This is a genomic window from Collinsella sp. AM34-10 (assembly GCF_003469185.1).
Taxonomy (GTDB): Bacteria; Actinomycetota; Coriobacteriia; order Coriobacteriales; family Coriobacteriaceae; genus Collinsella.
Genome location: NZ_QSIL01000006.1, coordinates 73287 through 91646 on the forward strand (window position 1 = coordinate 73287; position 18360 = coordinate 91646).

Annotated in this window: 15 protein-coding genes and 1 riboswitch; of the genes, 9 read left to right on the plus strand and 6 right to left on the minus strand. The window is 60.7% G+C overall.

What is annotated here, in order from left to right; all coding sequences use genetic code 11:
• The first annotated feature begins 90 nt into the window (after positions 1-90).
• Both DW823_RS06870 and DW823_RS06875 read left to right on the plus strand, forming a co-directional pair.
• On the plus strand, positions 91-1002 hold the full coding sequence (locus DW823_RS06870; protein WP_118081326.1) for a DMT family transporter: 912 nt from the start codon (positions 91-93) through the stop codon (positions 1000-1002).
• A gap of 210 nt (positions 1003-1212) precedes the next feature.
• Complete coding sequence (locus DW823_RS06875) at positions 1213-3459, plus strand: KUP/HAK/KT family potassium transporter (RefSeq protein WP_118081328.1); 2247 nt, start codon at positions 1213-1215, stop codon at positions 3457-3459.
• Between the two features lie 79 nt (positions 3460-3538).
• Here the strand turns inward: DW823_RS06875 and bsh are convergent, their stop codons facing one another.
• Positions 3539-4504, minus strand: coding sequence for a choloylglycine hydrolase (bsh, locus tag DW823_RS06880; RefSeq protein ID WP_118081330.1), 966 nt, complete (start codon positions 4502-4504; stop codon positions 3539-3541).
• A gap of 245 nt (positions 4505-4749) precedes the next feature.
• Positions 4750-5169, minus strand: coding sequence for a peptide deformylase (locus DW823_RS06885; RefSeq protein WP_118081332.1), 420 nt, complete (start codon positions 5167-5169; stop codon positions 4750-4752).
• A 193-nt stretch (positions 5170-5362) separates the two neighbouring features.
• Between DW823_RS06885 and DW823_RS06890 the strand changes: the two genes are divergently transcribed.
• The 4 genes from DW823_RS06890 (at position 5363) to DW823_RS06905 (ending at position 11579) form a co-directional block, all read left to right on the plus strand.
• Positions 5363-6676, plus strand: a complete 1314-nt coding sequence (locus DW823_RS06890; protein WP_118081333.1) for an NCS2 family permease — start codon at positions 5363-5365, stop codon at positions 6674-6676.
• Between the two features lie 207 nt (positions 6677-6883).
• Positions 6884-8650 (plus strand): carbohydrate-binding domain-containing protein, encoded by a 1767-nt coding sequence (locus tag DW823_RS06895; protein WP_158567289.1) that lies wholly within the window; start codon positions 6884-6886, stop codon positions 8648-8650.
• A gap of 271 nt (positions 8651-8921) precedes the next feature.
• A complete protein-coding gene (locus DW823_RS06900) occupies positions 8922-10706 on the plus strand; it encodes a carbohydrate-binding domain-containing protein (RefSeq protein ID WP_158567290.1) in 1785 nt (594 codons plus the stop codon).
• A gap of 207 nt (positions 10707-10913) precedes the next feature.
• Positions 10914-11579: an alpha/beta hydrolase gene (locus tag DW823_RS06905; protein WP_118081340.1), complete on the plus strand. Its 666-nt coding sequence runs from the start codon at positions 10914-10916 to the stop codon at positions 11577-11579.
• A gap of 61 nt (positions 11580-11640) precedes the next feature.
• On the opposite strand, the gene DW823_RS06910 is transcribed toward DW823_RS06905, so the two are convergent.
• From DW823_RS06910 to DW823_RS06925, 4 genes are all read right to left on the minus strand, one after another.
• Positions 11641-12975: a uracil-xanthine permease family protein gene (locus DW823_RS06910; protein ID WP_118081342.1), complete on the minus strand. Its 1335-nt coding sequence runs from the start codon at positions 12973-12975 to the stop codon at positions 11641-11643.
• Positions 12976-13097: 122 nt separating this feature from the next.
• Entirely contained in the window at positions 13098-14231 is a 1134-nt protein-coding gene (locus DW823_RS06915) for a 5-methyltetrahydropteroyltriglutamate--homocysteine S-methyltransferase (RefSeq protein ID WP_118081344.1), read from the minus strand.
• A gap of 155 nt (positions 14232-14386) precedes the next feature.
• Positions 14387-15283, minus strand: coding sequence for a LysR family transcriptional regulator (locus DW823_RS06920; protein ID WP_118081346.1), 897 nt, complete (start codon positions 15281-15283; stop codon positions 14387-14389).
• Positions 15284-15293: 10 nt separating this feature from the next.
• Positions 15294-16202 (minus strand): HAD-IIB family hydrolase, encoded by a 909-nt coding sequence (locus tag DW823_RS06925; protein ID WP_118081348.1) that lies wholly within the window; start codon positions 16200-16202, stop codon positions 15294-15296.
• Between the two features lie 93 nt (positions 16203-16295).
• Positions 16296-16406: riboswitch (TPP riboswitch) on the plus strand.
• A 51-nt stretch (positions 16407-16457) separates the two neighbouring features.
• Between DW823_RS06925 and thiM the strand changes: the two genes are divergently transcribed.
• The 3 genes from thiM to DW823_RS06940 are packed head-to-tail and all read left to right on the plus strand — an operon-like array spanning position 16458 to position 18340.
• A complete protein-coding gene (gene thiM / locus DW823_RS06930; RefSeq protein WP_233543036.1) occupies positions 16458-17297 on the plus strand; it encodes a hydroxyethylthiazole kinase in 840 nt (279 codons plus the stop codon).
• A 3-nt stretch (positions 17298-17300) separates the two neighbouring features.
• Positions 17301-17642 carry a thiamine-binding protein gene (locus DW823_RS06935; RefSeq protein ID WP_233543037.1) on the plus strand — a complete coding sequence of 114 codons (342 nt, stop codon included), beginning with the start codon at positions 17301-17303 and terminating at the stop codon, positions 17640-17642.
• The gene (locus DW823_RS06940; RefSeq protein ID WP_118081350.1) at positions 17639-18340 is read left to right on the plus strand and encodes a thiamine phosphate synthase; all 702 of its coding nucleotides are present in this window, start codon (positions 17639-17641) and stop codon (positions 18338-18340) included. The genes DW823_RS06935 and DW823_RS06940 overlap by 4 nt, the downstream gene beginning before the upstream one ends.
• Positions 18341-18360: the final 20 nt, after the last annotated feature.

The following is an 18360-nucleotide window of genomic DNA, read 5'->3' on the forward strand; positions in this document are numbered from 1 at the left end:
TGTCATGTTATCTATGAATTATATTCGCTTTTCTTCTATAGCCAGTTCACCCATAGTGAACATGCTCGGATATAGAGGGGATTTCAGCGCATGAACAACGGACTGTTTGCGTACTTAGCAGCATTGCTATTGTTTGGCTCCAACGGCATCATCGCCGCTGCCATTGCGCTGCCGAGCTCCGATATCGTGCTACTGCGCACGTTTTTAGGCGCACTCTCGCTTGTCACCATCCTCGCCGTCACCCAACGCCATAAGCCGCAGGCGCCATCCCGCCCCCGCGAAGCCGCAGCCCTCCTCCTCTCGGGAGCCGCGCTGGGCGCCAGCTGGATTTTTCTGTTCCGCGCCTACCAGACGATTGGCGTCGGCGTATCCTCGCTGCTGTACTACTGCGGCCCCATCATCGTCATGGCGCTCTCCCCGCTCATCTTTGGCGAAAAGCTGACCGGCAGCAAAATCGCCGGCTTTATCGCCGTCGCCTGCGGTGCTTTTCTCATTGCGGCACAAGGTCTAGGCGGCAATATGCCCATTGCGGGTATCGCTTGCGGCATCGCCTCGGCCTTCTGCTATGCATTGATGGTCATCGCCAGCAAGGGTGCGCCGCACATCGAGGGCCTCGAGAACTCCGCGCTCCAGGTGAGCGCCGCCTTTTTGACCGCGCTGGTCCTTACGCTCCTCACGCAGGGCGCCCCCTCATTCCTGTCCGCCGGCGTCGCCGCCAGTATTGATTGGCGCGCCGTCGTCATGCTCGGCGTCGTCAACACCGGCATCGGCTGCCTGCTCTACTTTAGCGCCGTCGCCAAACTGCCCGTCCAGACCGTCGCCGTCGTCGGCTACCTCGAGCCGCTTTCGGCGGTCGTGTTCTCGGCCGTCCTTTTGGGCGAAGCCATAACACCGGTCCGTCTGATGGGCGCCGTGCTTATCATCGGCGGCGCGATCTTTTGCGAACTCGCCGGCAAACGCGCAAACGCCAAGGCTGGCATCGCCCAGGCAGCACGCGCCTAACAGCCCCTCTTCAGTTTCAAAGCAGGGGCGCGTCCGCGGTTATCACGTTGCAGCAAGCCATTCAGCGGATATGCCCCTGTTTTGAAATGCTACCTATGTACATAAATAATCCCCAGCTGGGGATTATTGTCTAAAGTCAACCAATGTGCCAAACTGCTCTTGTATGTATAAAGACGGCATAAAGATTATCTGTCCTAGACAGATAACCGGATGTCCAAGGGAGTCCACGTGGCACACGACAAACTGGAGGCAAGCCCCCAAGACCAGCGTGGTCAAGGCGGGCATGGAGCCATTCCCCTCTCCGCTGGCATGCTGCTCGTTACGCTCGGCGTCGTATACGGCGACATCGGCACGAGCCCCATGTACACCATGAAATCAATTGTCACCAACAACGGCGGCATCGGCACCGTCAGCGAGGACATGATCCTGGGCGCGCTTTCGCTCGTCATCTGGACCATGACGCTCGTGACCACGGTCAAGTACGTGGTTATCGCCATGAAGGCCGATAACCACAACGAAGGCGGCATCTTCGCCCTGTTTAGCCTGGTGCGCAAGGTGGCACCGTGGCTGATTCTCCCCGCCATGATCGGCGGCGCGGCGCTGCTCGCCGACGGCATCCTCACCCCCGCGGTCACGGTCACCACAGCCATTGAGGGCCTGCGCACCATCGAATGGGGCCACGCGCTTTTGGGTGACGGCCAGACCAACGTCATCATCATCACCATCATCATTATCTGCGGCCTGTTTGCCATGCAGCGCGCCGGCACCTCGTCGATCGGCAAGCTGTTCGGCCCGCTCATGACGCTGTGGTTCCTGTTCTTGGCTGGCGCCGGCCTGTTCAACATGCTCGGCAACCTGTCCATCCTACGCGCGCTCAACCCCATCCGCGGCATCATGTTCCTGTTCTCGCCCATCAACCACTCGGGCATCATGGTGCTCGGCTTCGTCTTCCTGTCGACGACCGGCGCCGAGGCGCTCTATTCGGACATGGGTCACGTGGGCAAGGCTAACATCTATGCATCCTGGCCGTTTGTTAAGGCGGCCCTTATCCTCAACTATCTGGGTCAAGGAGCTTGGCTGCTCGCCAATAACTCCAACCCCCAGATGCTCGCGATGGATATCGTCAACCCGTTCTATATGATGCTCCCCGAGCCCCTGCGCCCCTTTGCCATCGTGCTTTCGGCCGTAGCGGCCATCATCGCCTCGCAGGCGCTCATTACCGGCTCGTTCTCGCTGGTATCCGAGGCAACCCGTCTCAATCTCATGCCGCATCTGCGCATCCACTACCCCAGCGACACCAAGGGCCAACTCTATATTCCGCTCGTCAACAACATCATGTGGGTCGGCTGTATCTTCATCGTGCTGCTGTTCCAAAACTCCGAGCGCATGGAGAGCGCCTACGGCCTCGCCATTACCGTGACCATGCTCATGACCACGACGCTTTTGACGAGCTACATCGCCGGCATCCTCAAACACAAGCTGGGCGCCTGCGTCTTCGCCCTGCTCTTTGGTGCCATTGAGCTGTGCTTCTTCGCTTCGTGCCTCACCATGTTCTTTGACGGCGGCTATGTGATGATCTTCTTGGCCTCGCTGCTGTTTGGCCTTATGTACGTGTGGCGCCGCGGCACCGCGATCGAGCGCACGCAGACGATCCTGCTGCCCGTCTCCAAGTACATTGACCAGCTCGGCCGCCTGCGCAACGACGAGACCTACCCCGTGCTCGCCGACAATCTGGTGTTCCTTACCAACAGTCCCGACCCGCTCACGCTCGACCGCGACGTGCTCTACTCCATCTTGGATAAGCATCCCAAGCGCGCCAAGGCATACTGGTTCATCAACGTACACGTTACCGATGAGCCCTATACGCACGAGTATTCCGTCGAGACCTTTGGCACGGACTTTTTGTTCCGCGTGCGCTTGGACCTGGGCTTTAAGGTCAACCAGCGCATCAACGCCTATCTGCGTCAGATCGTCGGCGACCTGATGGCCTCGGGTGAGCTGCCGCCGCAGCATCACACCTACTCCATCTACGAGACACGCGGCAACGTGGGCGATTTCCGTTTTTGCATGCTGCGCAAGATGCTTGCCCCCGAAACGGACATCAACCGCAATGACCACCGCGTCATGGCCATCAAGTACGCCGTCCGCCGCGCCTGCGGAAGCCCGGCACGCTGGTACGGTCTTGAGAACTCGGCCATCATCATCGAGTACGTGCCGCTGTTTGCCCGCATGCGCCCGGCCGTTAAGCTCGTGCGCACCCAGGTGCCGCTCGAGGTTCAGATCGAAGAGGCCGAGGAAATGGAAGTCGATATCTTCTCGGACGACCTGGTCAACGGCAACGAAGCCGGCAGAAACATGAACGTCGACCCCACCGAGTTGCTCGAGAGCGTCGCCGATACGCCCGAACAACAGCTCGACGGCCTCGAGAGCGACCAGCTCAACGACGCCAACTTCTAGCGACGTCACAAATCAACGACAGCGGCCCTGCATCTCACGGGAGATGCAGGGCCGCTTTGCATTGCAGTAAAGCTAACGGCTACGAACGACGCGGATCGGGAACCACGAGCCTATCGGGGCTCGCGCCCTCGGCATCCATCAAGCTCACGTAGCGAATCGACGGATCCCCATACATCGCGTAGTAATAATTGCCCGTGCGCGCGCTAAAGCATCCGGTATAGATAGTCTTCTCGAACTTGCCATCGCCCATCCTGGACGCCCCCTCAATCATCACCACGCCCTCGAGTGAACGGAACATGCGGACGACGTTTTCGGTCTCGCTCTCCTTTTGCGGGTAATTGGCATTGAGGTACGCCGCCTTTACAAAACGGCTCGGCGAATAGCAGTCACCCGGAATACCGCGCATGCCGGCACCCGCGCCATAGGGCTTGAGCTCGGCGCCACGCCATGTCGCCGTCTGCGGAAAATCGCTTGTGGCCGTGATATAGGTGCGCAGGTTTTCCATGTGCCACGGGAAGGTGGGCTGATTGGCAAGGGTGTCGACCGGATCGTCGTATACATGCAGGCCGTCAGCCATCATCTCGACCACGATGCTGCGCTGGCTGTCGCCGATAATCCAATGAAGCAGCGACACGCCCAGCCCCTCTCCGGCAGATTTGGCGACAATCACCGTGTCGCGCAGCGCGGCCTCGACCTCATCGACCGTCGAGAACGTCGCTGCCACCCACAGGGGAAACTCATAGGCTGCGATATTGGTCTTGCCGTCGACAGGGTCCTCGGCATACTCGGCATAACCCGGGAAATTGAGACCCGCCACGGCGAGGCCCGCATCGTTGCCGCAGTCGAAGAACATGGGATAGTTCTTGTAATCGATGCACATACCGATCACCGCGTGTGCCGCTGTCGCGTCGTCGATAAACGAATACGGAATGTGAAACCCGCGAGGCATCACGCGAACCTGTTGGCCATAGTCAAAGCTCCAGTCGAGGTTGCGGCCTAGATACATGTGGCCGGAATTATCGGTAAATCGAATGCTCGTACACATAGCGCCTCCCAGCTTTACGTTCTTGCTAAGGTTATTGTCACCAAACAAAGAGGCGTTAAACACAAAAGCCCGGACATGACAACAATGTCACGCCCGGACCAAAAACCACATATGAACGTAATAAAGTCACCCTAACAGGTCGGTCTAGGGTGCCACAGTGCCACAGATCGCCCCGAACGAGGAGCGCCGCGTACTAATGGTACGCAAGTGACGAGTGAGCGGCGAGGTGTGGTGCTGTGGTCACCCTAGACAAGCTTGCCTAGACAGTGGTCGATCATATGCTGGATCATTTGTGCCTCGAAGCCGACGAAGTCCTGCTTGCGCTCGCGCATCTTGCCGTCGACGATCACGTCATAAGCGACCTTGCACTTGATATAGCGCGTGGACTTGGTGATCTCGTCGTGCGTCAGGCAGCTCTCCTCCATCTTGCTGGCGCCCAGGCCAAACACCAGACGGGGGTTGTAGAGCACGTGGGGCTCGCCGGCGTCGTCCAGGTAGACGCAGACCTTCTTGGTAACGCCAATCTGGTTAGCGGCAAGGCAGCCGGCATCGTCGAGCGACTTGATGGTATCGATCAGGTCCTGAGCAACCGACTCGTCCTCGACGGTCGCGACCTCGCAACGCTGGGACAGGATAGCCTCGTCGTGGCAGAGCTCTTTAATCATACGTTCCTCCATAGGGGTCGTTGTAACCGCTTAAGTATACGGTACCCACACATTTTCATGCGAAAAATACCGTCCGTCTGTCACAAAGCGCCGAACATCAACATGCGAGGAACAACAGCGTCGTAAAGGGGCTATAGTGGGAGCGTTCGTGTCAATCGGCCTAAACTCGGGGCCGAACAAGGAAAGGGTATGCATGGACGAACTTTTTCACGTCAGTGAGCGCAAGTCCACAATCGGGACCGAACTTCGCGCTGGACTGACAACATTCCTGGCGATGGCCTACATCATCGCCGTCAACCCCGCGGTGCTCTCGGGCGCCGGCATCGATGCGGGAGCGCTCGCCTGTGCCACCTGCCTGGGCGCCGGCATCATGACCATCTGCATGGGCATCTTCGCCAACCGCCCGCTCGCCTGCGCTTCGGGCCTGGGCATCAACGCCATGATCGCGGGCATCGCCACCACCATGTGCGGCGGTGACTGGCACGTGGCCATGAGCGTTATCTTCCTCGAGGGTGTCGTCATCTTGCTGCTCGTCCTGTGCGGCCTGCGCGAGGCCATTATGGACGCCATCCCCGTGGTCCTGCGCCACGCCATCTCGGTTGGCTTGGGCCTGTTCATCGCCATGATCGGCCTGTGCGACGCCGGCATCATCACCGCTGGCGCCGGTACGCTCGTCGGCCTGGGCGACATCGCCTCCCCCACCTTTATCGTCGGCATCATCTCCATCGTCGTGACGGTTGCCCTGGCTTCCCGCAACGTGCCGGGCTCGCTGCTCATCGGCATCATCGTCGCCGTTATCGCCGGAATCCCGCTGGGCGTCACCCATGCGCCCGAGGGCCTCATCGCACCGCTCGACTTCTCGACCTTCGGCGCCCCGTTTGCCAGCACTGCCGACGGCAACCTTGCCATCGTGAAGGTCCTGACCGACCCGATGCTGCTCGTCGTTGCCTTCTCGCTGCTCATGAGCGACTTCTTCGACACCATGGGCACCGCGATGGCCGTCGCCAAGCAGGGCGAGTTCCTGACCGAGGACGGCAATGTCGAGGACATCCGTCCCATCCTGGTCGTCGACTCCGTGGCCGCTGCTGCCGGTGGCTTTATGGGCGTCTCCTCCATCACTACCTTCGTCGAGTCCACCTCTGGCGCTGCCGACGGTGGTCGCACGGGCCTCACCTCCGTCACCACCGGCGTGCTGTTCATTCTCGCCGCGTTCTTCTCCCCCATCGTCACCATCGTTTCCAGTGCCGCCACCTGCGGTGCTCTGGTCTACGTCGGCTACCTCATGATGAGCGAGGCCTCCGAGATCGACTGGTCCGACGTGTCGCAGGGTTTCCCGGCGTTCATGATTGTCGCCGGCGTGCCCTTCACCTACTCCATCTCTGCCGGCATTGGCCTGGGCTTTATCGCCTACGTGATCGTCGCGCTCTTTAAGGGCGAGGCCTCCGAGATCAAGCCGCTCATGTGGATCGCAGCCCTTGCCTTCCTCGTCTACTTCTTTGTAGCGTAACGGCAAAGCTGCCAAAGCAGAACACCAAAGCGCGGAGTCGCATCGAGCGGCTCCGCGCTTTTCTTTTAAAGCCAGGCAACGCACGGGCGCGCGATGTATTGCTTCCCAAGTTTTGGACATTTTGCCCTCCAAACGGCACTACCGCCGGCTACATCCTGCAGATATGCTGGGCGTAATCGCATAGGCCCTATGAGGATGGGAGTAACCATGGCCGCCTTGTTCACGACCCCCAAGCGCAATGACAAAACCTCTGGAGCCCATTTTGTCAAGCCCGACGTGCGCCGTCGCACGCTGCTCGCACACGGCAGCTGGCGCCGCGTGACACGCCGCATCGTTGTAGGCGCCGTATGCGCGCTTACGGTGAGCTCGCTGCTCATGCCGAGCGTCTCGTTCGCGGCCGAGTGGATCAACGTCGGCGGCACTCAGTACAACACTGCAGCAGGCGACGAGGCCGGCACCTGGGCCTGGGACGGCGCCGACGATATGAAGCTCAACGGCTATAACGGCGGCGCGATCGAGGCAGCGGGCAAGCTCAACGTGAGCTACGAGGGCGACAACATCGTCACTAACGGCGACGGCCGCGGCATCAAGGTTAAGGATGGCGCGAACGAGAACGCCGAGCTTAATATTCAGGGCGACGCGTCCAGCACGCTCAACGTGACATCTTCTCGTGACGCCATCACTTCCGTCGGCAGCATCAACATCGACGGCGCTGGCACTGTCAACGCCACGAGCACCGAGCACGATGCCATCGATGCCGGGGGCGATGTCACCATCAAGGGCTCGGGAAACGTTAACGCCACGGGCGATTCGGATGGAATCAGGGCCGACGGCAACATCACGATCGACAACAGCGGAACCGTCACCGCCAAGGCCACCGAGGATCAGGGTATCGATGCTAACGAGAACCTCATCATAAAGGGCGGCGGCAAGGTAGAGGCAAGCTCTATCAAAGACAATGCGATTTGGGCCGACGGCAACATCGAGATCTCGGGTGGCAGCCAGGTCAAGGCAAGCTCCGAGGAAGACGCCGCCATCGACGGTAAAAACAGCCTCACGGTCACGAACGCTTCCCTCAACGCAAGTGGCGTTGGGTATGGCATCTATGTCTACAAGGGCATCACGTTCGATGGCGCAACCGTAACGGTCCGTGCAAGTGCAGGGAACGATGAAGCCAGCGCCCTCTTCACCGACGAGGACGACATCGTCATCAAGAACGGCTCGATCGTGGATGCGTTCGCAGAAGGCCAGTTCTCGACCGCAATCTCCACCAGAAACTACTACCCCAACGAAGCGGGTGGTCACATCTACATTAGTGACTCCGTTGTCAAGGCTATAGCCCGCTATGTCGAGTCCGGTAGCGACGGCCCCGATCACTACAGCAACAACCAAAGCGGCGCGGTCATTCCCGAGCATAGGGGCGTGAACATCGGCATCTTTGCCCGGACCAAGGAGGGCATCACGCCCGCGACCATCTCGATTGTCCGCAGTAAGGTCACAGCTGAGGGAGACACGGCGGCAATCTTCGCCCTTGCCGTGAGCGCGGACGGCGAGACAATCGGCACCATCGAGATCGAAGGCGCTCCCATCCAGACGCCCACAGGCGGCAAGATCATTGGCTATCGCAACAAGGAAGAACTCGATGACGGCATCTTCTACGTGGTGGGTCAAACCATCGGCACGGGCGACGCTGTGATCGACTCCCCCTATAACGAAGCTGTCGCCAAGAGCACGGTCATCGCGCCTCCCGAGGAGATCAAACCCGAGGAGAAGCCAGGCGAGACCAAGCCCGAGGGTTCCAAGTCCGAGGGCACGAAGACGACCAAGACCGTTGCAGTTGCAGCCACGGGAGCCAAGATCGCCGGCAAACTCGCAGCAACCGGCGACGCCTCGAGCGCAGCCATCGTGGCAGCCGCCCTTGCGGGAACAGTTGCCATCGCCGCGGGCGCCGTGGTGAGCCGCAAGCGCTCGTAAACACTTTTTCGCACGGGACGGGTGGATCGCGGCCCTTGCCTTCCTCGTCTACTTCTTCGTAGCGTAAGGGCAAGGCTGCAAAAGCTGAACAATAAAGCGCGGAGTCGCCATGCGGCCCCGCGCTTTTCTTTTAGCGCTGGTCCCTGCGCCGGCGTGCGGCCTATTTCTCCCCAATTTTGGCCATTTTGCCCTCCAAACGGCACTACCGCCGGCAACATCCAGCAGATACGCTGAATCTAGTCGTATAGGCCCTATGAGAACGGGAGCAACCATGGCAGCCTTGTTCACGACCCCCAAACGCAATGACACTACCGCCGGAACCCATGTTGCCGAACCCGACGTTCGCCATCGCATAGGACTCGCGCACGGCAGCTGGCGCCGCGTGACGCGCCGCATCGTCGCGGGCGCCGTGTGCGCGCTCACGGTGAGCTCGCTGCTCATGCCGAGCGTCTCGCTCGCAGCGGAATGGGTCAAGGTCGGCGGCAACAAGTACAACACCGCGGCGAGCGACGAGGCCGGTACCTGGTCGTGGGACGGCGCCGACGACTTGAAGCTCAACAACTATAACGGCGGCGAGATCCAGGCCGCAGGCAAGCTCAACGTGAATTACTCGGGAACCAACATCGTCACTGCCGAATGGATCGAAAGCATCAACGTTTCTCATGGCACTAACGAGAATGCCGAGCTCAATATCCAAGGCGACGAGGGCGGCACGCTCAGCGTGACATCTACTGAGGATGCTATCCTCTCCACGGGTAATATCAACATCGACGGAGCCGGATCCGTCAACGCCACGAGCACTGGGTTTGATGCCATCAATGCCGGAGGTGATCTCGCTATCAAAGGTTCGGGCAACGTCAACGCCACGGGTGCATCGGATGGCATCAGGGCAAACGGCAATATCACGATTGACGACAGCGGAGCCGTCACCGCCAGGGCTACCAAGGACAAGGGTATTGGAGCCGACAAGAACCTCACCATCAAGGGTGGCGGGACGGTCGAGGCAAGCTCAGCCGATGGTGAGGCCCTTTGGAGCGGCGGCAATATCAACATCTCGGACGGCAGCCAGGTCAAGGCAAGCTCCGAGAAAGACGCTGCCGTCGAGGCCAAGGGCAGCCTCGCAGCCACAAACGCCTCCCTCAACGTAAACGGTGTTGAATATGGCGTCTATGCCCACAAGGGCATCACCCTCGATCATGCAAACGTGACGGTCCGTGCAAGTAAAGGCAGATACGGTGGCGCCAACGCCCTCTTCACCTACCAGGACGACATCGTCGTCAAGAACGGCTCCACCGTGGACGCGTTTGCGGAAGGCGAGGTTTCGGCTGCATTCTCCACCAGAAACGATCGACCCAACGAGAAGGGCGGCCACATCTACATCAGCGACTCCGTTGTCAAGGCCATAGCCCGCTATGTCGAGAACGGCGACGGCCCCATCCCCTACAGCGAAAACCAAGATGGCGAGACGGGGCGCGAACCCCGAGGCGAGAACATCGGCATCATCGCCCAGACCAGCGAGGGCGTCACACCCGCAGTCATCTCGATCATCCGCAGCAAGGTAACGGCCGAAGGAAATACAGCGGCAATCTTTGCCCGTGCCATGAGCGCTGACGGCAAGACAATCGGCACCATCAAGATTGAGAACGCCGCCATCCAGACGCCCGAAGGCGGCAAGGTCATTGACTATCGCAAGCTCCGTGACGGCATCTACGAGGCAGGCCAAGCCATCGGCACGGGCGACGCCACGGTCGACTCCCTCTATATCAAAGCAGTCGCCAAAAGTACGACCATCGCACCTCCCGAGGTAGCCAAGCCGGAAGACCCCAAGCCCGACGAGACCAAGCCCGCAGAAAGCAAGCCCGCGGAGTCCAAGCAGAACCCCAAGCCTGAGGGCTCAAAGCCGACCAAGGCCGTTGCGGCTTCAACCACGAAAGCCAAGACTACCGGCGTGCTCGCGGCAACCGGCGACACCTCGGGTGCGGCCATCGTGGCAACCGTCCTTGCGGGAACAGCCGCTATCGCCGCAGGCACCATGGCGAGCCGTAAGCGTTCTTAGACGCCTCTGCGCACATGGCAGCTCCCGCGAAGGCCCCGAGCCCGAGCACCGTTTAACAACGCCACCGCCGAGCTCCCCTCCGGCGGTGGCGTTTTCCATATGCGTCCGCAGGGGATGCACGAGATTGTCTTTGGTCTAGCCCAACCGGCATACGCTGGCGTGCGACAATTGGGGCTGCCGATATCACAACACTGAGAGAAGCCCGTCATGGAAGCGCATCAAAAGCAGATAACCGTTTATTCGAATCATACGGAAAGCGCGCCTGTCATCTACCTTCCTGTGGGCGTGGGCGACGGCAGCGAGGTTTATAAGTGTTGCCGAGAGCTCGACTGTCCGCCATTCGCCCTCGTCACCATTGGCGGGCTCGATTGGAATCGCGAGCTGAGCCCCTGGGCATGCGACGGGACCGTACGCGATGCCGAGCCTTTCGGCGGCCAAGCTGCCGATTTTCTTGATGAGCTGCTGAATCAGATAATCCCCCAGGTCGAGTCGTCGCTTCCTCAGCCGCCCACCCGGCGCGGCATTGCCGGTTACTCGCTCGCAGGCCTCTTCGCACTCTGGTCCCTCTGGCAAACCGACGCCTTTGACCGCGCCGCGAGCGCATCGGGGTCGCTATGGTTTCCCGACTTTGTCGACCGTGCCAGCACGGCCCCTTTTGCCGGCAGCCCGCAAGCCGTCTACCTGTCACTCGGCAAAAAGGAAACCAAGACGCCCAACCGCATGATGCGGCATGTACTCGACGACACACGCGCGATGGAAGCGTTGCTCGTCGAGCGCGGCATTCCAACAACGCTGGAGCTCAACCCCGGCAATCACTTTGCCCAAACCGACTTACGCATGGCCCGCGGCATCCACTGGATACTGACACATTAAAAATGGTGCCCACACGCATATACGCATGGGCACCATATCTTGTTTTAGCCGAACGCAGCTGCTACTCAGCAGCCTCCTCAAGCTCGGAGACATCAAACTCAAAGTCGTTACCCGGCAGGATGGCGTTGAGCACAATGCCCACCAGTGAGCCCACGGCAATGCCGGACAGCGAAATGGTCACGCCGCCCAGCTCCAACACGATGGCGCCGGCGGTGCTGTACGCGATGCCGAGCGAAAGCACGAGCACCAGCGCGGCAACCAGCACGTTGCGGTTGTTCTGGAAATCGACCTGGTTCTCGATGAGGTTGCGGACGCCCACAGCGCTGATCATGCCGTAGAGCACGAGCGACACACCGCCGATCACACACGCCGGCATGGCCGCAATGACAGCCGCGAACTTGGGGCAGAACGAAAGCACGATGGCGCAACACGCGGCAATTCGAATTACGCGCGGGTCGAACACGCGCGTCAGGGCGAGCACGCCGGTGTTCTCACCATACGTAGTGTTGGCCGGAGCGCCAAAGAGCGAAGCCAGAATCGTGGCAAGGCCGTCGCCGAGCAGCGTGCGATGCAGACCGGGATCGGCAATGTAGTTGCGCTCGCAAGTCGAACCGATAGCAGAGATATCGCCGATATGCTCGATCATGGTCGCGAAGGCCAGCGGCATGATGGTGATGATGGCCGTCGTGGCAAGACCGCTATCGAACTGCGGCCCAAAGAGTGCAAACACGGTGTTGTCCCACACGATGGGCAGACCGACCCACGGAGCGGCGGCAACGCCCGAGAAATCAACCTCGCCGAGCGCAGCCGCAACGGCATAGCTCACCACGACGCCCAGCAGGATCGGCACGATCTTGACCATGCCGCGGCCCCAGATGTTGCAGATCACGATAACGGCAACGGCAATAACAGCCACAAACCAGTTGGTCTGGCAGTTGGCAATAGTGGAGCTCGCCAGAATCAGGCCGATGGAAATAACGATGGGACCAGTCACCACCGGCGGAAAGAAGCGCATAACGCGCTTGGCGCCAAAGGCGCGGAAGAGCGCCGCAAGCACCGGATAAAGCAGACCGGCGCAGGCTACGCCCAGGCAGGCGTAGGGCAAAAGCTCGGTCTCGCCGTTGGGCGCGATTGCGGCATAACCGGCAATAAAGGCAAACGATGAGCCCAAAAATGCCGGCACCTTACCGCGCGACAAGAAGTGGAACAGTAGCGTGCCCAAGCCGGCAAACAAAAGCGTCGCCGAAACCGAGAGACCGGTGAGCACGGGCACCAGCACGGTGGCGCCAAACATGGCAAACAGGTGCTGTAGGCCGAGCAGAAACATGCGCGGGCGGCCGAGCGACGATGCGTCGTAGATGGCATCGCTGACGGCGGGCGTCGAGGACTGGGACATGGATGTCCTTTCGAATGGAAGGGCGATCAGGCATATCGGATAACCTGCCCGAACGATACGATCCGAACCATTGTACGCGATACACTATGCCTCGCACGCGCCGCCACCTGCAAACACTAGCGCTATTTCCAAACGCGCTCGGCAATGCGCTTGACCAGCGCGATCTTTGCCCATTGCTCATCCTCGGTCAGCTTGTTGCCAATCTCGCAGCTGGCAAAGCCGCACTGAGGCGACAGATACAGGTTCTCGAGCGGCACGTACTTTGCGGCTTCACGGATGCGCTCGACGATAACATCCTCGTTCTCGAGCTCTGCCGCCTTGGTGGTTACCAAGCCCAGCACGACCTTCTTGCCCGGGGCAACGTACTTGAGCGGCTCAAAACCGCCGGCGCGCGGCGTATCGAACTCCAGGTAAAATGCATCGACATCCTCGTTTGCGAACAGGTACGGCGCGATGGGGTCATAGCCGCCCTCGAAGGCATAGGTGGAGTGGTAGTTGCCGCGGCACACATGCGTGTTGATGACCAGATCGTCGGGCTTGTCCGCGATGGCGGCATTGTTGAGCGCCACGCCCAGCTCGCTTACCTTTTGCAGGTCGACCGGGCTCATGCCGGTTTTGGCGACAAAATCGGTGTCGCAGTAGATGCCCCAGGTGCAGTCATCAAACTGGATGTTGCGGCAGCCTGCTGCGTACAGGTCGGCGATCACCGTGCGATAAGCGGCTGCGATGGCGTCGGCAAGTTCCTCATCGGTCTTATAGACAGCGCGCAGGCTCTCCTGCTGGCCGTCGCAGCGGTCGAGCGTGACTTCGGAGAACGTCTGGATCGGCGCCGGAATGGTTTGCCGCGCGACCTGGCCCTCCCCCTCGAGCACCTTGACAAATTTAAAGTGCTCGACGAACGGATGGTTCTCGCCGCTAATGGGGCCGGTTACCACGGCGGTGTCGGCTGTGGTCTCCTCGTCGTGGAACATATAACCCGTACGCGAGGTACGGCGTTCAATGCCGTTAAGGCCCCACATAAAATCGAGGTGCCAGTAGCTGCGGCGAAACTCACCATCGGTGATGACCTGCAGGCCGGCGGCCTTCTGCTTTGCCACCAAATCGCGAATGGCATCGTCCTCGACGGCCTTAAGGCCGTCGTCATCAAGCGTGCCCGCGGCGTAGGCGGCACGGGCGTCCTTCACGGCCTGAGGACGAAGAAAACTGCCGACGATATCGGCGCGAAACGGCGCGTTCGGTTGAATCGAAGTGCTCATAGATATCTCCCTTTGAATTGGTTGCTTTACTGGGACAGAGTATGAGCGCTCCTATGGCCATCGTATAATATATGTTTATAACAGTTTGATATAGATGCTTCCTATATCAGTTTGGGCTGCCTTAAAGAGATTTGACCTGTGCAGAACGCAGCAGCCTAGATATGTTGGCGGATCGCGTCGATATAGGCCCGACCGTAGCGCGTGAGCGTCGTATTTTTGCGCGTGATGATGCCGATCTCCATGTACTCGTCCACATCGAGCGGAATGGAGATAATACCCGGCCCGTTGAGCTCGTGGCTGATCACGCCCGAACACACCGTGTAGCCGTTGAGGCCCATGGCCAGGTTGAACAGCGTCGCGCGATCGCGCACGCGGATGTTCTTGCGGCGCTCAAACGTCGAGGTCAGTTCCTCGGAATAGTAAAACGAGTTGTAGCTGCCCTGCTCGTAGGACAGGAAGGGATAGTCCTCCAGGTCCTCGAGCGTCACGCTGGAGCGGCCCGCCAGCGGATGGTCGGCGCACACAAAAACGTGCGGCGTGGCGCAGAAGAGCTCTTCGAACACGAGCTCGTTGGCCGCCAGCATGCGCTCGATGACCTCGCGATTGTGCTCGGACAAGTACAAGATGCCTAGTTCGCTTTTCATATGCGCGACGTCCTCGATAATCTCGTGAGTCTGCTCCTCGCGCAGGGTAAAGTCGTAGCGCGCGGCATCGAACTCACGGATCACATCGACAAACGCGTTGACGGCAAAGGAATAATGCTGGCAGCTCACACTAAAGTGCGGCACCTGCTCGGACTCGCCCTTGTACTTGCCTTCGAGCAGATCCGCCTGGTCGAGCACCTGGCGCGCGTAGCCCAAGAAGGTCTCGCCCTCCTCGGACACAATGACACCCTTGTTGGTGCGCTCAAAGATGTGCACACCCATCTCGTTTTCGAGATCGCGGATCGACGCGGTAATCGAAGGCTGCGACACAAAAAGCCGGCGCGAGGCCTCGGTGATGCTGCCGCATTCGGCAACTTTGACGACATACCTGAGCTGCTGAAGCTTCATAGCTTTCTCCCTAGACGTTCGTGACGTCGAAACCCGTCGCATCCATCTGACGCATAAACGGCGGCATCTCCCCCGTCGCGGCACAGGCGGCAATCTGATGCAGAGCCCCGGCAACCGCATCGTCTGCCGCAGCGCCGATATGCCAGCGCGCGGCAGCCGTGACAGCCTCGTTGGCATTGGCGACTGCAACGGAGTTGGGAACGGCATCGATCATGGGCAGATCGTTATCGGAATCACCGAACACGGCCACCTCGTCGGGCGTCAGGCCCAAAGCGCGCGCCAGCTCCAGCGCAGCGCAGCCCTTGTCCCAACCGGCCGGAAGGATGTCAAACAGGCGCACGCGGTTGTTGGGAAACACAAGCGAGAGCTCCGGCACCTCGGCGGCAACGCGCTCGCGTAGCTCCACGAGCTCCTCACGTGAACGGGCACTCCAAATATTCGCCTTAAACACCGGGGCATCATCGACAACAGGACGGCACGGGGCCTCTTCGCCCTTGAGCCACGCGTTGCCGCCCGACTCCATGGCGCGGCGTACGCGCTCGGGGTCGTTCGTCACGCAATAGGCATCGTTATCCCAAAAGTCATCACCCAGGCTGTAGACCTTCAGATACGTATCGTCGGTCTCTTGCTCGAGGTAATCGGCCAGACGCGTCAGGGCATCGTTGTCGGTCGCATGCGAGGCCACCGCCTCGCCGTCCACAAACATGACCTGGCCGTTGCAGAACGCGCCGGTCGAGAAGCACTCGACGCAATTGCGGAACATCCAGCCCATCGCGGACGGCTGGCGACCCGAAACCGGGCCAAAGTGCAGACCCGCCGCCTGCATGGCATGAATGCCCTCGATGGCGTAGTCGCTGGCGCCGTCATGCCCGGCTGGAATCAGCGTATCGTCCATATCGGTCAGCACAAGTTTAATCATAAGGCCCCCATTCGTATCGGTCCTACCTATTGTAACGACCTGCCAAAATAAACCTGTCCCTTTTTGGCAGGTGCGTTAGTATAGGGAACAACAGATTCGATGCGGGAGTGCCGGCGGTGCAAACCACAAGGCTGAGAGGGCATGGGGCCCAATCCTTTGAACCTGTCAGTTAATGCTGGCGTAGGGAGCATGCCGCCTTTACAGGGGCGCTGTCTATGCACAGCGCCCCTTTTCTATGCCAGGGAGGCATGTGCAGTGATTGATTCGGAACAGCTTAAGCAGCATATGGTCAAGGCCGTGGAGGAGATTCGCGCCACCAATCCGATGGCCGGCTCCATCACCAACACGGTGACGATCGACTTTGTCGCCAACGCACAGCTCGCCGTGGGCGGATCGGCCGCCATGGTCTATCTGCCCGACGAAGGCGAGGCACTCGTTGCCGGCGGCGGCGCCATCTATCTCAATATGGGCACGCTCTTCCCCATCTACGAGCAGACGATTCCCCGAGCGGCCAAGGCGGCACACGACGCCGGCAAGCCCTGGGTGCTCGATCCGGTGGGCCTGGGCATCGGTAGCCTGCGCACCCAGCTGGTAAACGAGCTCAAGCAGTACAAGCCCGCCATCGTGCGCGGCAATGCCTCCGAGATCATTGCGCTCGCCGGCCTGTGGGGTCTTGAGGGCGAGGCGGCCGATCTGAGCCGCGTACGCGGCGTCGATACCACCGACACGGTCGACGCCGCCCGCGATGCCGCCGTGGCGCTCGCCCGCTACACCGGCGGCGCCGTGGTCGTCTCGGGCGAAGTCGACCTGATTACCGACGGCACGACCGTGGCCAAGTCCCACGGCGGCAGCCCGCTCATGTCCAAGATCACCGGCTGCGGCTGCTCGCAGGGCGGCGTGCTGGCCGTGTACGCCTGCGCCGCCGACCCGTTTACGGCAGCCGTCTGCGGCACCGCCGTCTACAACGTTGCCGGCACGCGTGCCGCCGCCGTCGCCGATGCCCCGGCAAGCTTTAAGGTCGCCTTTATCGACGAGCTCTACCGCGCGACCGCCCAGGACATCGCCGATAACCGACTCGAGCTCGAGGAGGCATAAGCCATGTCCGAGCCCACAACCAATACCGGCATGAACACACTCGTCGCCGTGGCCATCGCCCCATGCGGCACCGGCGATGAGCTGTCCGCCGAGGTCGCCGAGGTCGTGCGCGTCATTCGCGAGAGCGGCCTTCCCAACCGCACCACCTCGATGTTCACCGAGATCGAGGGCAACTGGGACGAGGTCATGCAGGTCGTGCGCGACGCAACCTTTGTGTTGGCGAGCAAGGGTATCCGCACCGAAGTCGTGCTCAAAGCCGATATTCGGCCCGGATTTACCGACACCATGACCGGCAAGCTCGAGCGCATGGAAGCGCAGATCAAAAAGCAGGAGGAAGCACGATGAGCATCCGCGACAACCTTGATATCTCGGCCTATCTGGTACTCGGCCCCGAAAACACGCTCGGGCGCCCCGTGGGCGATGTGGTGGCCCAGGCGCTCGACGCCGGCTTTACCTGCATCCAGGTGCGCTCCAAGGTGGCAAGTGCCCGCGAGATCATCGCGCTGACCGGCGACGCCGCACAGGCAATCGCGCAGGCCGGCAAGACCGGTCAGGTCGCCCTGCTCATCGACGACCGCCTGGACTGCGTGCTTGCTGCACGCGAGCAGGGCATTGCCGTCGACGGCGTGCATGTGGGTCAGAGCGACATTCCCGTCGAGGTCTGCCGCAAGCTGCTGGGCCCCGACGCCATCGTGGGTCTTTCGGCCCGTTGCGAGGAAATGCTCGAGTACGTCAAGACCGCCGACATGAGCCTGGTCGATTACCTGGGCATCGGCCCACTCCACGAGACCGAGACCAAGCGCGACTGCGGACGCGCGGCCGACGGCTCTATCATCACCAAGAGCTTTGAGGACCTGGCCGCACTCCACGCGGCAAGCCCCGTGCCCATCGTGGTGGGCGGCGGCGTCAAGACGGCCGACTTGCCGCAGCTTAAGGCAACCGGCGTCGATGGCTTCTTTGTGGTGAGCGCCGTCTGCAGTGCCGACGACCCCCACGCCGCAGCCAAGGAGCTCGTCGACACCTGGCAGCAAGCAGAGGCATAAGCCGAGCAGCTGATCCGCAG

Bases quoted from the DNA above. Each gene is read 5' to 3' on its own strand.
- DW823_RS06870 (WP_118081326.1), top strand. From the start codon at position 91: ATGAACAACGGACTGTTTGCGTACTTAGCAGCATTGCTATTGTTTGGC.
- DW823_RS06875 (WP_118081328.1), top strand. From the start codon at position 1,213: ATGTCCAAGGGAGTCCACGTGGCACACGACAAACTGGAGGCAAGCCCC.
- bsh (WP_118081330.1), bottom strand. From the start codon at position 4,504: ATGTGTACGAGCATTCGATTTACCGATAATTCCGGCCACATGTATCTA.
- DW823_RS06885 (WP_118081332.1), bottom strand. From the start codon at position 5,169: ATGATTAAAGAGCTCTGCCACGACGAGGCTATCCTGTCCCAGCGTTGC.
- DW823_RS06890 (WP_118081333.1), top strand. From the start codon at position 5,363: ATGGACGAACTTTTTCACGTCAGTGAGCGCAAGTCCACAATCGGGACC.
- DW823_RS06895 (WP_158567289.1), top strand. From the start codon at position 6,884: ATGGCCGCCTTGTTCACGACCCCCAAGCGCAATGACAAAACCTCTGGA.
- DW823_RS06900 (WP_158567290.1), top strand. From the start codon at position 8,922: ATGGCAGCCTTGTTCACGACCCCCAAACGCAATGACACTACCGCCGGA.
- DW823_RS06905 (WP_118081340.1), top strand. From the start codon at position 10,914: ATGGAAGCGCATCAAAAGCAGATAACCGTTTATTCGAATCATACGGAA.
- DW823_RS06910 (WP_118081342.1), bottom strand. From the start codon at position 12,975: ATGTCCCAGTCCTCGACGCCCGCCGTCAGCGATGCCATCTACGACGCA.
- DW823_RS06915 (WP_118081344.1), bottom strand. From the start codon at position 14,231: ATGAGCACTTCGATTCAACCGAACGCGCCGTTTCGCGCCGATATCGTC.
- DW823_RS06920 (WP_118081346.1), bottom strand. From the start codon at position 15,283: ATGAAGCTTCAGCAGCTCAGGTATGTCGTCAAAGTTGCCGAATGCGGC.
- DW823_RS06925 (WP_118081348.1), bottom strand. From the start codon at position 16,202: ATGATTAAACTTGTGCTGACCGATATGGACGATACGCTGATTCCAGCC.
- DW823_RS06935 (WP_233543037.1), top strand. From the start codon at position 17,301: ATGTCCGAGCCCACAACCAATACCGGCATGAACACACTCGTCGCCGTG.
- DW823_RS06940 (WP_118081350.1), top strand. From the start codon at position 17,639: ATGAGCATCCGCGACAACCTTGATATCTCGGCCTATCTGGTACTCGGC.